The organism is Sphingobacterium sp. UBA2480, from assembly GCF_002341965.1.
Lineage (GTDB): Bacteria > Bacteroidota > Bacteroidia > Sphingobacteriales > Sphingobacteriaceae > Sphingobacterium > Sphingobacterium multivorum.
On sequence record NZ_DDPA01000007.1, the window covers coordinates 1,007,027 to 1,021,592 of the forward strand.

The 14,566-nt window shown below is 41.7% G+C and carries 12 protein-coding genes; 8 read left to right on the forward strand and 4 right to left on the reverse strand.

Going from position 1 to position 14,566, the window contains the following annotated elements:
• The first annotated feature begins 4 nt into the window (after positions 1 to 4).
• Positions 5 to 958, forward strand: a complete 954-nt coding sequence (locus B3600_RS17450; RefSeq protein WP_084823202.1) for an exonuclease — start codon at positions 5 to 7, stop codon at positions 956 to 958.
• Positions 959 to 999: 41 nt separating this feature from the next.
• On the opposite strand, the gene B3600_RS17455 is transcribed toward B3600_RS17450, so the two are convergent.
• Entirely contained in the window at positions 1,000 to 1,404 is a 405-nt protein-coding gene (locus B3600_RS17455) for a hypothetical protein (RefSeq protein ID WP_197084053.1), read from the reverse strand.
• 265 nt (positions 1,405 to 1,669) lie between these two features.
• Here B3600_RS17455 and dinB point away from each other — a divergent pair, with 265 nt between their 5' ends.
• The 7 genes from dinB (at position 1,670) to B3600_RS17490 (ending at position 9,662) form a co-directional block, all read left to right on the forward strand.
• Positions 1,670 to 2,767: a DNA polymerase IV gene (gene dinB, locus B3600_RS17460; protein WP_046674520.1), complete on the forward strand. Its 1,098-nt coding sequence runs from the start codon at positions 1,670 to 1,672 to the stop codon at positions 2,765 to 2,767.
• Between the two features lie 144 nt (positions 2,768 to 2,911).
• Positions 2,912 to 5,038: a S9 family peptidase gene (locus tag B3600_RS17465; protein ID WP_286753799.1), complete on the forward strand. Its 2,127-nt coding sequence runs from the start codon at positions 2,912 to 2,914 to the stop codon at positions 5,036 to 5,038.
• Positions 5,039 to 5,245: 207 nt separating this feature from the next.
• On the forward strand, positions 5,246 to 6,052 hold the full coding sequence (locus B3600_RS17470) for a beta-carotene 15,15'-monooxygenase (RefSeq protein ID WP_070565532.1): 807 nt from the start codon (positions 5,246 to 5,248) through the stop codon (positions 6,050 to 6,052).
• Positions 6,053 to 6,067: 15 nt separating this feature from the next.
• Positions 6,068 to 7,225 (forward strand): 1-deoxy-D-xylulose-5-phosphate reductoisomerase, encoded by a 1,158-nt coding sequence (locus B3600_RS17475; RefSeq protein WP_201639012.1) that lies wholly within the window; start codon positions 6,068 to 6,070, stop codon positions 7,223 to 7,225.
• Positions 7,226 to 7,241: 16 nt separating this feature from the next.
• Positions 7,242 to 8,567 carry an RIP metalloprotease RseP gene (gene rseP, locus B3600_RS17480; protein ID WP_070565528.1) on the forward strand — a complete coding sequence of 442 codons (1,326 nt, stop codon included), beginning with the start codon at positions 7,242 to 7,244 and terminating at the stop codon, positions 8,565 to 8,567.
• A 264-nt stretch (positions 8,568 to 8,831) separates the two neighbouring features.
• A complete protein-coding gene (locus tag B3600_RS17485) occupies positions 8,832 to 9,035 on the forward strand; it encodes a YwbE family protein (protein ID WP_070565526.1) in 204 nt (67 codons plus the stop codon).
• Positions 9,036 to 9,284: 249 nt separating this feature from the next.
• Positions 9,285 to 9,662, forward strand: a complete 378-nt coding sequence (locus B3600_RS17490; RefSeq protein ID WP_070565524.1) for a response regulator — start codon at positions 9,285 to 9,287, stop codon at positions 9,660 to 9,662.
• A gap of 32 nt (positions 9,663 to 9,694) precedes the next feature.
• Here the strand turns inward: B3600_RS17490 and B3600_RS17495 are convergent, their stop codons facing one another.
• Genes B3600_RS17495 through B3600_RS17505 form a run of 3 tightly spaced genes read right to left on the reverse strand, consistent with a single transcriptional unit; the run spans position 9,695 to position 14,551 of the window.
• Entirely contained in the window at positions 9,695 to 9,907 is a 213-nt protein-coding gene (locus tag B3600_RS17495; protein WP_070565692.1) for a DUF6965 family protein, read from the reverse strand.
• A 25-nt stretch (positions 9,908 to 9,932) separates the two neighbouring features.
• The gene (locus B3600_RS17500) at positions 9,933 to 11,399 is read right to left on the reverse strand and encodes an efflux transporter outer membrane subunit (protein WP_286753800.1); all 1,467 of its coding nucleotides are present in this window, start codon (positions 11,397 to 11,399) and stop codon (positions 9,933 to 9,935) included.
• The gene (locus B3600_RS17505; RefSeq protein ID WP_286753801.1) at positions 11,399 to 14,551 is read right to left on the reverse strand and encodes an efflux RND transporter permease subunit; all 3,153 of its coding nucleotides are present in this window, start codon (positions 14,549 to 14,551) and stop codon (positions 11,399 to 11,401) included. Before B3600_RS17505 ends, B3600_RS17500 begins: the two co-directional genes overlap by 1 nt.
• Between the last annotated feature and the right edge of the window lie 15 nt (positions 14,552 to 14,566).

Below are 14,566 nucleotides of genomic sequence, written 5' to 3' on the forward strand. Positions count from 1 at the left end.
AACTATGTCGATCATATTAGCTGACTTCTTGGTCAGAAAACCAGAAGGTTATTATTGCCGTTATGGTGATTTTTTTATTGATGCGAGCAATCCCGTCATGCACAATGTCGTATCTCATGCCCATGGCGATCATGCCAGTTCGGGACACGATTATGTGTATACAACGCAGGCAACTTCATTGTTTATGACTTATCGCTATAAACAAAACCGCAAAGATTCATATCAGGTTAAATTGTTCAATAGTCCGTTTAAAATGGGTGCGGTCGAAATCACATTTTTACCAGCAGGTCACATATTGGGTTCGGCACAAATTCTGATGGAATACAGGGGAGTGCGCTACCTATACACGGGCGATTACAAATTGCAAGCTGATGAGACTTGCGAGCCGATCGAAGTGCAGCAAGCCGATGTCCTTATTACAGAAAGCACATTTGCAAATCCGGATATTATACACCCAGATCCTGCGGAGGAGATAAAAAAACTTGACGGACATGCCAGCAATATCTTATTAGGTACTTATGTGTTGGGCAAGGCGCAGCGGATTACTGATTTGATCAACAGATACTGTCCGGAGCGAAAAGTGCTTGTGCATAGTGGAATATTGCCCTACCATCGCCTTTACGACCAACACGGGCTGAAGAAATTAGACTATGAGCCCTACAACAGAAAAGAAATGAAACAGGGCGAACAGAATAAAGTTTATTTGGTACCGCCGATGACTTTTAACAGTTATTTTAGGGCGACCAAAGTGTTACGTGCATTTGCTTCAGGCTGGAAACGTTTACAGGCACAGAATGATATCGAATTGTATATTTCAGATCATGTGGACTGGAATGACATTCTTCACTACATTAAGATGGTAAATCCCCAGGAAGTTTGGACACTACACGGTGACGGGACCATTTTAAAAAGTTTTTTTAACGAAAAATTGATCGTGCGTGATGTGCTTTCTGCATAAGCAGGCTGTGTCGAAAAATCTTCAATCGGGAACGTAAATTTCTATTTCATATTGACAACTTTGTCAACAATATAAACCGTGTTTCCACGCCAGGGAAGAACGCCATGATATTCTTTGTAGCGCAGATCGAAGTACTTTCCACTATTGAGCTCCAATTGACGGAATATAGAATCATCTTCAATAGAAAATTCAAATTGGTTGCTGGCGATACCACCCGTTTTGATACTTCCAAACCCCTCCTGGATGAGTTTACCTTCGTATGTCTTGAAAATATTGCCCTTTTTTACAGCATAATTAAGATAACCAGATTTTACGCCTTCACCGAATACATAGTAATACTTCCAGTAAACGTAGGATCCACCCCCCACAAGTAGAAAAAGGATCAGCAGAAGTAAGAACTTCTTAAATCCGGATTTTTTCGGTTTTTGTTCAGGCATATTTTCCATAATGTGCTATTTTTAAGTCTTTTTACTGTGGTTTATGAGACTATCAGGACTGGATGCTTTTTCGCCTAACCTATAGTTTCACCTAAAGATAAAAAATTAACGGCATAATAACGAATGGTTTAGATGTAGCCTAGAAAGTTGCCGAGCGTGATTGGAGTAAGAGGCTCCCGAGCCTACCGTTTGCGGGCTTTGCTGTAGTTGCTAATTCTATTAGTTATTTTTCGGTTTTCTTAGTCTGTAATGCTAATTTTTGTAAATTTGGATCATGGATCCCGAACAGGTACATCGCAAGATTATTCATTTGGATATGGATGCCTTTTATGCATCTGTAGATCAGCGTGATTTTCCCGAATATCGGGGGAAAGCGATTGCAGTAGGTGGTTCTCCGGATGGGAGAGGAGTAGTTGCGACGGCCAGTTACGAAGCACGAAAATTTGGCGTCAAATCTGCGATGAGCTCCCGAAAGGCTCTTCAGTTGTGCCCCCATATTATCTTTACCTATCCTCGTTTTGACGTGTATCGTCAGGTTTCATATCAAATCCGGGAGATCTTTCTCCGTTATACGGACTTAATTGAACCGCTTTCCCTCGATGAAGCTTTTTTGGATGTAACTGTAGACAAGCAGGGCATTGGTTCGGCTATTGATATCGCCAAAGCCATTAAAGAAGCAATCAAAGAAGAACTGAATCTGACCGTCTCGGCCGGCGTTTCCGTGAATAAATTTGTTGCAAAGATTGCTTCGGATATGGACAAACCCAACGGCTTAACATTTATAGGTCCTTCTAAAATTGTCAAGTTTATGGAGTCATTGCCCGTGGACAAGTTTTTTGGCGTAGGTAAGGTGACAGCAAAAAAAATGCATGAACTGGGACTGTTTACTGGGCTTGATTTAAAAAAACAGCGTGAAGAGGATCTCGTACGTTGGTTTGGAAAGACGGGGCATTTTTTTTACCGTATCGTACGCGGGATAGACGACCGTCCTGTTGTTCCCAATCGTAGCAGCAAATCGGTCGGGATTGAGGATACTTTTGGTGAGGATGTAGAAGTTTTTGAAGAATTAAATACCATTTTGCAACGGCTCTGCAAACAGTTGTGGACACGTATTGGGAAAAAGGAAATATCTGGGCGAACCTTAACCTTAAAAATTAAATATGCCGATTTTGTTCAGTTGACACGAAGTATAACCCTAGAAAATAGTTTTGATTCGGAAGACAAAATTTACGCCACCGCCCATAGTTTGTTGAGCAAGGTTGAGCTGGTGAACAAAGTGAGGTTGTTGGGTGTTTCGATATCAAATTTTGTGGAAGAAGCTGATTTTCCAAAGGAAGGCATACAGCTTGCACTTTTCGAGCAACATCCTTAGTAAGGAATCATCCGGTTTAATCGAGCCCTTGCTAAATCATATGGTACGCGATATGTGAATTAAGCTTGTTACAGGCAAAATCGTCGTTATTTGTCACAATTCTTTATCTTAGCCAAAATAATTAATAAACATATCCAAAAATTAATGAATACGGTATCAAGAGTACTCTTAGGTGCGTCTATCGTTTTTTTTGTGCACGAGGTTGGTTTCGCACAAAAGAAATTGGATTTTGCACAGTCCTGGGGGCAAAAGTCATCGTTGACAGTTCGTACCAATCAGTATCCTGGCTGGGCAGACGGGACAGCTTATCTGGAAAATGATGTAAATGATGGTCGTTTATATCAGGTTAACATTAAATCAGGTCGCAGAAGCATTTATACAGTTCCCGCTAAAGAAGGGACGGTTGTTTATGTCGAGAACAATGATATCTTCCTGAAAGGTACCGATGGTGTAGCAAAGAGGCTGACCAACTCTCCTGATGTTGCTGAACAGAATCCGACCTTATCACCGGATGGTAAATATGTAGCCTTTACGCGTAAAAGCAATCTGTATAGCGTAGACGTGACTTCAGGAAAAGAAATGCAATATACAAAGGATGGTACTGATGTGATCTACAATGGTTGGTCATCCTGGGTATATTACGAAGAAATTCTTGGGCGCCCAACAAAATATAAAGCTTTTTGGTGGTCTCCGGACAGCCGTAAGATCGCTTTTATGCGTTTCGATGATACCAAGGTTCCGATGTTTCCGATTTATTCGTCCAAAGGCCAGCATGGTTACCTGGAGGAGACAAGATATCCCAAAGCCGGTGACCCAAATCCGGAAGTGAAGGTAGGAATCGTTCACCTCGAAGGGGGCAACGTTACCTGGGCTGATTTCAACGAGAAAGACGATCAGTATTTTGGCCAGCCTTATTGGGCCTTTGATAGTAAAAATGTGATGGTACAGTGGATGAACCGGGATCAGAACAATTTAAAGTTCTATCAGGTGGATCCAAATTCTGGTGCAAAAAAAGAAATCTACGATGAGCGTCAGGCTTCATGGATCAATTTGGATCACGATGAGCGTATCACGTATCTGGCGGACAACAAATATTATATCCTAAAATCGGATAAGACAGGCTGGGCGCATTATTACCTCTATAAATTGGATGGAACATTGGTCAATCCAATTACTTCCGGCGAATGGCAGGTGACGGAATTAAAACGGATTGATGAAAAAAATAAGGTGATCTATTTTACCGCACGTAAAGAAAACTCAGCGCGTTTTGATTTGTACCGCGTGGATTATTCAGGTAAAAACTTAAAACGTCTGACGTTCGGTGAATACTCGCACGATGTGAATGTATCGCCTGACGGCAAGTATTTTATTACCAAATACTCCAATGTGAGTACACCCGATCGGTTCGCTTTGTTGGATAATCAAGGTAAGGTCGTACGTCAGCTAGCGGATAGTAAAGCTGCTGATTTTGCCTCGTATACCTACGGTAAAACCGAATACTTACATCTTAAATCAGATGACGGACTGTTCGATCTTCCATTGACCATCACTTATCCGACAAATTTTGATAAATCAAAAGTGTACCCGGTTGTTTTCAGTATTTACGGTGGGCCTGACGCGGGAACGGTAAAAGATACCTGGAAAGGAACGGCCAATCAGTACTGGGCCAATGAAGGAATTATTCAAGTCTCTGCAGATCACCGGGCATCTGGTCATTTTGGTAAACAAGGTGTTGCTTATATGCACTGCAATCTTGGTCACTGGGAAATTATTGATTATTCGACAATTGTTAAATGGTTAAAATCGCAACCTTGGGTCGCTAAAAACAAAGTACTTATTACAGGGCATAGCTATGGTGGCTATATGACTTGTTTGGCGATGACGAAGGCGGCAGATGTATTTGATTTTGGTATTGCTGGCGCACCGGTTACCTCATGGGATCTGTATGATAGCCATTACACGGAAAGATGGATGGACACGCCTCAAGACAATCCAGACGGATATAAAGCTGGTTCTGTGTTGACCTATGCCAATAATTATAAAGGCGTGTTGCGCATTATGCATGGCGATATGGATGACAATGTTCATTTGCAGAATACAACCCAACTTGTCGATAAATTAACGGATCGAAGCGTCCCTTTTGAATTGATGATCTATCCGGGAAGCCGTCATGGATTTGACCGTTCGAAAAGTAAATATGATTTTAATGAGCGTGCGCGTTTCTACTACCAATACTTATTGGAGAAGCCGCTTCCCAAAGAATTTAAATAGGAAGAGTTAAGGTCAAAATAGAAAATCCCTTATCCATTCGGATAGGGGATTTTTATTTTTAGCCTGTTTTCATCTATCTGGGATAACAGATTTTCCATAACCGTTCTTTTTATGTTAAAAATGATAAAAAAAGTGATTTTTCTAGGTGTGTAAATTGTTGAAAATTAAAAAATATGGCATCTTTGTAGAAGTTTATTCAAAGAAAAAATGATTCAATTCCTAAAGGAAAGTACTTTTGCCGTTAACGAGGTTTTTAATAAGTCATTGGAGTTGCTGAAAAGGCATTATTTTTCAGTGGCGGGGCTTTGTTTTTTACTATTTGTAACCTCCGGACTGTCTAATTATCTCGCGACCACCATCAGTGATTTCAATGTGGTGTTGAGTGGCTTTATGGCATTTTTTTTCATGGTGATGTATTTTGGATTGAACATGACTTTGTTTAAGTATATTTTAAGCCTGATTGATGGTAACCAGGAGAAGAAACTCGTCCAATGTATCCCGAGTACGAAAGAGCTTGCATACTTTTTTGGCGCTATGTTGAGTATTATGGTGCTTTCTATAGCACTTCTGATGCTATTGGGGGCCGTCTCTTTACCATTCCTTTACCTATTTGAAAATGGTGACAATCGGATGGAGCTGATGAGCAACTTTACGATGTTTGTTGTCTTTGTTGCGGCCATATTGACGTTCATCCTGATTATTCGAGTGGCATTTTATCCGTTTTTCATTATTGATAAACACGCGGGGACATTACGGTCATTACGCTTCAGTTTTGCATTGACAAAAGGCAATGTATTCAAACTATTATTGATTTTGGCTGTATTTGCTTTTTTCCAGTTACTACAGATGTATTTTAATTATTTAGAATATTACATAATTTTTATTATTTTGAACCTCGTGAGCTCGTTTTTGGTGGTACCTCTGGCTAGTATTGTTGTTTCGGTCGCTTACCGATCCATGATGGCGGATTACCATGGGGGAGAAGACCCAAAGATTTTAAATAATATATTTTAATTAATAGCAAAGGTTTTGAGTAAAAAAGGAATTGCCATTTTAGGGGCAACGGGAAGTATAGGCACACAAGCCTTGGATGTGATAAGAGCCTTTCCTAATACATTTGAAGCAATTGTTCTGACTTGTGGCAGCAATGTCACACTGTTGATCCAGCAGGCCTTGGAGTTTAAGCCCAAAGCAGTGGTGGTAACAGATTCCCTACACTATAATCAGGTACAGGATGCTTTAAAAGGATATGATATCGCTGTTCTTTTGGGTGAAGCCGGATTGGTTGAAGTGGTGCAGTTGGAAGAAGTTGATATCGTTTTGAATGCAATTGTTGGATCTGCGGGATTAAAACCTACTGTTAAAGCGATTCAATCGAAAAAAGATATTGCACTGGCCAATAAGGAGACACTTGTTGTCGCTGGTGAGCTGATAATGGCCTTAGTGAAAGAATATGGTGTACGCATGCTTCCTGTGGATTCAGAGCATTCGGCGATCTTTCAGTGTTTGACCGGTGAGGAGCATAATCCAATTGAGAAAATATATGTGACTGCCTCCGGCGGTCCTTTTCGTGGGAAAAAACGTGCCGATCTCCTACAGGTTACGAAGGCCCAAGCCTTGAAGCATCCCAATTGGTCGATGGGCGCCAAAATTACGATTGACTCAGCATCCCTGATGAATAAAGGGCTAGAAGTGATTGAAGCAAAATGGCTCTTCAATCTGTCCATAAATCAGGTGGATGTGATTGTACATCCTCAATCTATTGTACATTCGTTAGTTCAGTTTCAAGATGGTTCCATGAAGGCCCAAATGGGGATTCCTGATATGAAATTGCCGATCCAGTATGCACTGACCTATCCGGCACGTTTTGAAAACAGTTTTGAACGATTTAATTTCATGGACTATCCGACGCTCAGTTTTGAAAAAGCAGACATGGAAACTTTTCGGAATTTGGCATTGGCGTATGAAAGCCTTCGTACCGGCGGAAATAGAAGCTGTGTATTAAATGCGGCCAATGAAGTGGTTGTGGATGCCTTCCTGAAAGATCAAGTTGGTTTTTTGGAGATGAGTGAGATTATTGAACAGACATTAGATAAAGTAGAATTCATTGCGACACCTACGCTGGATGATTATCTGGAGACGGATCGTGCCGCAAGGTTAATAACAAAGGAAATAATCAAAGATTAAATTTTAAAAAGCATACATGGGTGTTTTAATTATGGTCGGACAAGTGATTTTAGGCTTGTCAATTTTAATTGTTCTACATGAGTTAGGACATTTCTTAGCAGCACGTGCATTTGGTATCAAGGTGGAAAAGTTTTATCTGTTCTTTGATGCTTGGGGAGTGAAATTATTTAAATTCAATTATAAAGGATGTGAATATGGTATTGGCTGGTTGCCTTTAGGCGGTTATGTCAAGATTGCGGGTATGATCGATGAATCGATGGATACGGAGCAATTGAAGGGGGAGCCACAACCTTGGGAATTTAGATCAAAACCAGCTTGGCAACGTTTAATCGTCATGTTAGGCGGTATTATTGTCAATATTGTCGTCGGTGTTGTTGTTTTTTGGATGCTGACTTTTAAAATGGGCAATACAGACATTAAAATGGATCAGCTGGTAAACGGTATTGTGCCTGGGTCCATTGGTGAATCTATTGGTTTGAAAGCTGGCGATAAAGTGATTGCAATAGACGGTCACCGTATCGAAAATTACTCGGAGCTGATCAGTTCTAAAGTATTGATGGGGGGAGTTGCACTTACAGTTGAGCGTGATGGAGCTACAGCAGAAGTCAAAGTCCCCGCTGATTTATTAAACACGCTTTCCGACAAAAAAGGAGAGAAGTTTATCGAGCCACGGGTTAAAACGACCAGTGTTGCTGAAGTAGCTCCCGGTTCGGTGGCAAGTAAAATGGGGTTTGTGAAAGGCGATAGCATTATTGCCGTAAACGAGACACAGGTTCCTTTCTTCGATCAATTTAAGGCGCAAATAAAAGCGAACAGCAATAAAACGGTTGCGATTAAAGTTTTACGCAAAGGGGCCGAAGTTTCCTTGCAAGGAATTGTTCCTGCAGATGCCATGCTGGGAATAGGGATCAATCGTGATTATTCCATCAAATCGTTTACAACGCAATATACGTTGATGGAGGCGTTTCCGATCGGTGCAAAGAAAGCGTTTACAGTGATTACCGATAACGCCAAGGGATTTGGTAAAATTTTCAAAGGCGAAGTGCGTGCTGATAAAGCATTATCTGGCCCTATTGGCATTGCAACTCTGTTTGGCACGGAAGTGGACTGGATCCGTTTTTGGTCCTTAGTAGGGATGTTGTCTATGGCATTGGCATTTATGAACCTATTGCCTATTCCAGCTTTGGATGGCGGTCACGTGTTGTTCTTGTTGGTTGAGATGATTCAAGGCAAGCCATTGAGTGAAAAATTCCTAGAAAAAGCACAAATGGTCGGTTTCTTCATTCTTTTGGCCTTGATGGTCTTTATATTTGGAAACGATATCTTTAAGTTATTTAAATAAGTCAACGGTCGCCGGTCAATGCTGACGGTGACTATTTCTAAAAAAAAGCTAAAAGCCAACGATGGTCGGAATTTCTTCCGACCATTTTTTGTGATATGACAGTGCTAGCAGGAAAAGGTCTTTACATTTGATTTGTAACATTTATGTATGCAATAGCCCTGCATTCACTTCAATACGCTTTTTCCTGCATTCAGGATGAAGGTCTTTCCAACAATAAATGATTTTTTATATTGCATTTAAAAAACTATTTATCTAAGTTTGACCATGGATGGAAGAAATAGAGCAGATGTAAAGCCAGGTATGTTGGTGAATATAATCTTAAAAAAGGACCAGCGTACGGGAAATCTAACAGAAGGCATTGTGAAGGACTTGCTAACATCGTCCTCTTATCATTCGAGGGGGATTAAAGTCAGGTTGACGGACGGCCAAATAGGAAGAGTGGCCGAAATTATTGAAGATGATTTTTAGGAGATAATCTACCGGTCTTCTTTTCTCTTTACCACATCTTTTCTAGCGTTGTTGACGCGAAGAGATTGCTACCTATGATGTTCTTATTGTATAAATCAAACTAAAAGTTTGTTGGATTGTTAATATTGGACATTTTGAAATAAAATTTGTATAATAACATAATTATTGCTAACTTTTTTCTGTATTTTTTATTTTATTACATATTTATATAATATTGTTTTTATAATTACTAAATGACAGCTTATTCAAATGGATACCAAAGATAGATGTACGATTGTCTACGCAGATGATGCGATGATTCATCATGTGTTGATGCGAGCGATGGCTCAATCACATTTATTGGATTTGGTTTATTGTGCATCCAATGGCAGGGAGTTGATCGACTACCTCCATGAAAACGAGCATGAGCTTCCTGAGATATGTATATTAGACCTGCATATGCCTGTATTAAACGGAATAGAAACGGCAAAAATTGTGAAAGAAAGATTTCCCTCGATCAGAATATTTGGGTTGACTTCGAGCAGTGATGAGAATGAGCGGATGGAATTGCGGGACGCCGGGGCAGAAGAGATTTTTTCGAAAGAACAGATGCCTTTATTAATGAAACAACTTGCGCCCAGCCTATAGAACGTATAAATAAAGAAGAAGCCTAACAGATGTTAGGCTTCTTCTTTTGCTTCTAAGGCATCCTTGAATTTCAGCAGTCTAATCCAGGATGGACATTTGCTTAAATCTTTTTTCCATAAGCTTACATGGATGAAGCTTGTGCTCAAGAAACGCTGAACGTCGAAGACCTGCATATCTTGCTGTATTTCCAGCGTTTCGGGCAAGTCTTTGGATTGAAAATAGTGTTGTAATTCTTCTGGAGTCATACCACAAAAATAAAGTTTTAAATCCTTATCTCCAACCTCCACCGAGCGCACGATACAAGTCTACAAATGCATCTAAATGCTGTTGTCGTAATTCGACGAGATCCAGGTCGCTATTAAGGGCATTACTTTGCGCGGTAATGACCTCTAGATAGGTGGCATACCCACTTTTAAAGAGTAGACCTGCGTTTTTAACTGCCAGGTGCGCGTTATCGACCCTTTCTTTAGCCAAAGCTAATTGTTCACGTTGCTTGTCGACTGTGACCACTGCATTAGAGACTTCGGCGACTGCCTCGACAACTTTTTGTTGCAGTTGGATTTCGGCTTTATCACGTTCCAATTTAGCAACCTCATACTGTGTTTTCAATGTTTTGTTTTTGAAAATAGGCGTGGTTAAATTTCCAGTTATTCCACCAAGCAATGCGCCAGGGATATTAAACCAATTTTTAGGGAGCATACTATTTACCCCCAATACGCCGCCCACGGTCAATGACGGATAACGCATAGCCTGTTGGATATTCGCATTCGCATTGGCTGCCATCAGTTGAAATTCAGATGATCGGATATCTGGTCTATTGCGGACAATCTCGATTGGGGACCCCAGGGAGATGTCTTTGCTCTCCGCGAAGAGATGCTCGTAAGAAGTTCCTCTTTTGATGCTGTCGGGTAATTTTCCGGTAAGTGTCTGCAGCGCATTTTCCTGGATGGCAATTTCCTTTTCGATTTCGGGAACGAGGGAGGCTGCCAATAGGCGTTGTGATTGTGTTTGTTGGATTGCCAAGGCGGTGATTTCACCAGCTTCATATTGGAGCTTGATCATGCGGAGAGTGCTGTCATTTAATTGGACGTTCCGTTTGGCAACTTCAATTTTGGCATCGAGCATCAAGAGATTGAAGTAACCTTTTGCCACAGCTGTTATGATCGAGGTCTGTATCGCATTTTTTGCCTCCTTTGTATCCAAATACTCGGCTAAGAGTTGTTCTTGTTTGCTTCCTATTTTCTTCCAGATATCGACTTCCCAGCTAAAATTAATATCAGAGCCAAACATGGATTGATAGACGAACATATTTTGCGGCGCTTTTTCATCCTTGTGATCGTAGTATTTAGTCAGAGGACCACTGCCAAAGTCCTTTGATCGCCAGGTACGGTTTCCATTGGCAATTGTTGCATTTACACTCGGCAGGTAGTTGGCTTTATTCTGCGCTAAGACTCGCGTTGAAATCTGCAGGTTGAGCAGTGCAGTTTTCATTTCAAAGTTATTGGCTAAGGCAGAATCAATCAATAGCTTCAATGTGGGATCATGAAAGAAGGATTTCCAATGGATCAGGCCCATACTGGAGGTATCTCCGAAGTAATCCAGCGTATCGCCACGAAAGTTTTCCGGAAGTTTGAGTTTGGGCGGCACATAATCTTTGCCGATCTTACAGGCATTCATCAGGCCTAAGAGGCCAATGATGATCGATATTCCCGAAAGGTATTTTTGTATGTTTTTCATTATTCTTCCTCTTCTTTAGCTAGTTTATCATGTAGTTTTTCATCCAGACTTTTGAATACAACAAAGAGTACGGGGATGATAAAGATGCCGAATGCTACACCAAAGAGCATGCCGCCGGCGGCGCTGAAGCTGATCGAATGGTTACCGATTGCCGAGGGGCCAACCGTCCACATCAAGGGTACCAGCCCTGCAACAAAAGCCAGGCTGGTCATCAAGATTGGCCTTAACCTAAGTTTTGAACCGCTAATGGCTGCTTCGATAATGCTTTTGCCATTTTTTCGCTCCTGGACAGCGAACTCCACGATCAGAATCGCATTTTTGGCCAAGAGGCCAATGAGCATAATGAGTCCGACTTGCACATAAATATTGTTTTGAAGTCCCACCAGGTTGATCACGGTAAAAACGCCGATCAGGCCGACTGGTATGGACAATAGTACTGCCCAAGGAAGGATATAGCTTTCGTATTGAGCCGAAAGCAGGAAGTAGACGAATAGGATACTAAGCGCAAAAATCAAGATCGTCTGTGAACCGGACTGACTTTCTTCATAGCTCATGCCCGTCCATTCAAAACCATAATTACCCGGAAGTTTACTGTCGGCCAATTTTTGGATTGCCTGCATGGCATCATCAGTACTGTAGCCTTCCGCTGGCGTAATATTAACCGCTATCGCGTTGTACAGATTGTAGCGTGTAATAGTTTCCGGACCCACCGTCTTTTCTAAAGTTAATATGGTGTTAATAGGAACCATTTCGCCTTTACTATTCCGCACAAAAATAGAATTGAAGGATTCGGGATCCTTCCGGAAGTCGAAATCCGATTGAACATAAACGCGGTATTGGCGACCAAACCGGTTAAAATCACTCGCCTGTACACGTGCAAAATAAGACCGTATTGTAGACATAAGATCTTTGATTTCGACGCCCAGCGATTTTGCCTTTACGGCATCGATATTTACTTCATATTGAGGGAAGTTCGATTTAAAGCTTGTGTAGGCGCTGCGAATTTCAGGCAGCGTATTGAGCTGGCTAATAAAGGTATCTGCAATGGTGTTGAAATCCCGAATGTCACCACCCATCCGATCCTGAAGAACCATTTCAATGCCGGCAAAGTCTCCAAAACCCTGTACGGTAGGTCGGGGGAACACCGTAAACGTTGCTTCATTGATCTGGGATAGATCATGCCTAATGGTATCCATAAACGCATTAATGTTTTTGATGTGCTCGCGTTTGGCATGTGGTTTTAAGGTAATGTAACCAGCAGCAAATGCCGGGCTCGAACTTCCGTCCAGGGCATTAAAACCAGAGACTGTTGTCATGCCATTGATGTCCTGTCTTTTCTTTAAAATACTATCGGCACGATGAAGAACCTCAGTAGTCCGACTCAATGAAGCGCCGGGAGGGAGGGCAATGTTATATGTAATAAAGCCATCATCTTCGGTCGGAATAAAACTTTTGGGCGTTTTAATCATGAACACGATGCCAAGTGCTGTAATTAAAATTAAGCCTGCCCAGGCTATTTTTTTATTCTTGATCAGTATTTCTACAATAGCGACATAACGGGCCGTCAGCCGATCAAAAGACGTATTGAATGCTTTAAAGAAACGATCTTTAAATTGATTGATTTTGCTGCTTTCTTGATTGGTATGCTGTTTCGGGGCTTTCAGTAGGAGAGCACATAAGGCTGGACTTAAAGTTAAGGCATTGAGTGCTGAAATCAGAATCGCCGTTGCCAAGGTATAGGCAAATTGGCGATAGAAAATACCTGCTGGCCCTTCCATAAATCCTACAGGCAAAAATACAGCAGCCATGACCATGGTTATTGACAGGATGGCTCCCGTAATTTCGGACATCGTCGACAATGTTGCGGTTCTGGGTTTCAATCCTGTGCTGTGCATTTTTTCATGGATAGCTTCGACGACGACAATGGCGTCATCCACTACGATTCCAATAGCCAACACCAGGGCAAACATCGTGAGGACATTGAGCGAAAATCCAAAAAGCTGCAGAAAAAAGAAGGTTCCCACCAAGGAAACTGGGATTGCAATTGCCGGAATCAGGGTGGATCGAAAATCTTGCAGGAAGATAAAGACAATAATAAATACCAGGATAAACGCCTCAAAAAGGGTGTGCTCCACTTGGTTGATCGATTCGTCGATCTGATCACGTACTGAATAGGTCACCTCATAGTGTAGGCCTTTTGGAAATGTTTTTGATTGTTCTTCAAGAACCTTTCTGACAGCAATATCGATATCATGGGCGTTGGAACCACTGGTCTGTGTTAAGTTGAGTGTAAGACCGGGATGGCCATTCACCTTGTTGTCGCTGCTTAAATTTGTAGCTCCGAATTCTACCCGGGCCACATCTTTTAAATAGAGCACTGAACCGTCGGTGTTGGTTTTGATCACAATACTCTGGAATTCCTCCGGTGTGGTGAAACGCCCCTTATGACGGATCACTGTTTCGAAAGCTTCATCCGAGGTTTCTCCAAATTTGCCTGGGGCAATCTCAAAGTTTTGATCTTTTATAGCATTCATAACATCTTGTGGAACGAGGTTATAAAGGGCTAGTTTTTCTGGGTTCAGCCAAAGGCGCATCGCATAATCCCTGGCCCCCAAACGGGAAACTTGAGCTACGCCATCGACACGCAGCAAAGGTCGCATCAGGTTAATCTGTGCATAAGCCTGGAGAAAGGTTTCATCGTAGGCGCTATCCTGGTGATCGGAGTAGAGATTGATGGTCATGATGACACCGGTTTGCCGAGGCATGACCGTGATGCCGGCTTCATTTACTTCGGCAGGAATGGAACTGATTGCTTTGGAAATCCGTGTCTGTACGTTGACCGAAGCAATATCAGGATTGGTACCTGTCTTAAAGTACACCGATACACTTCCCGATCCTGAATTGGAGGCAGACGACTTGATATAGGTCATATCCTCTACACCATTGATGGCTTCTTCGATAGGCAGCAAAACACTTTTTGCTACGGTTTCCGCATTAGCACCGGGATAACTTAGTGAAACAAGCACACTTGGTGGGGCAATTTCTGGAAAGCGCGAGACAGGCAGGAGTTTTAGGCCCACCAAGCCTAAGATAACCAGGATAATAGAAACCACCGTAGCTAATACAGGCCTATTTATAAATGTTTTTAGCATATACATAGAATTTTA

Coding starts and splice junctions, on each gene's coding strand:
- B3600_RS17450 (WP_084823202.1), top strand. CDS start 5: ATGTCGATCATATTAGCTGACTTCTTGGTCAGAAAACCAGAAGGTTAT.
- B3600_RS17455 (WP_197084053.1), bottom strand. CDS start 1,404: ATGGAAAATATGCCTGAACAAAAACCGAAAAAATCCGGATTTAAGAAG.
- dinB (WP_046674520.1), top strand. CDS start 1,670: ATGGATCCCGAACAGGTACATCGCAAGATTATTCATTTGGATATGGAT.
- B3600_RS17465 (WP_286753799.1), top strand. CDS start 2,912: ATGAATACGGTATCAAGAGTACTCTTAGGTGCGTCTATCGTTTTTTTT.
- B3600_RS17470 (WP_070565532.1), top strand. CDS start 5,246: ATGATTCAATTCCTAAAGGAAAGTACTTTTGCCGTTAACGAGGTTTTT.
- rseP (WP_070565528.1), top strand. CDS start 7,242: ATGGGTGTTTTAATTATGGTCGGACAAGTGATTTTAGGCTTGTCAATT.
- B3600_RS17485 (WP_070565526.1), top strand. CDS start 8,832: ATGGATGGAAGAAATAGAGCAGATGTAAAGCCAGGTATGTTGGTGAAT.
- B3600_RS17490 (WP_070565524.1), top strand. CDS start 9,285: ATGGATACCAAAGATAGATGTACGATTGTCTACGCAGATGATGCGATG.
- B3600_RS17495 (WP_070565692.1), bottom strand. CDS start 9,907: ATGACTCCAGAAGAATTACAACACTATTTTCAATCCAAAGACTTGCCC.
- B3600_RS17500 (WP_286753800.1), bottom strand. CDS start 11,399: ATGAAAAACATACAAAAATACCTTTCGGGAATATCGATCATCATTGGC.
- B3600_RS17505 (WP_286753801.1), bottom strand. CDS start 14,551: ATGCTAAAAACATTTATAAATAGGCCTGTATTAGCTACGGTGGTTTCT.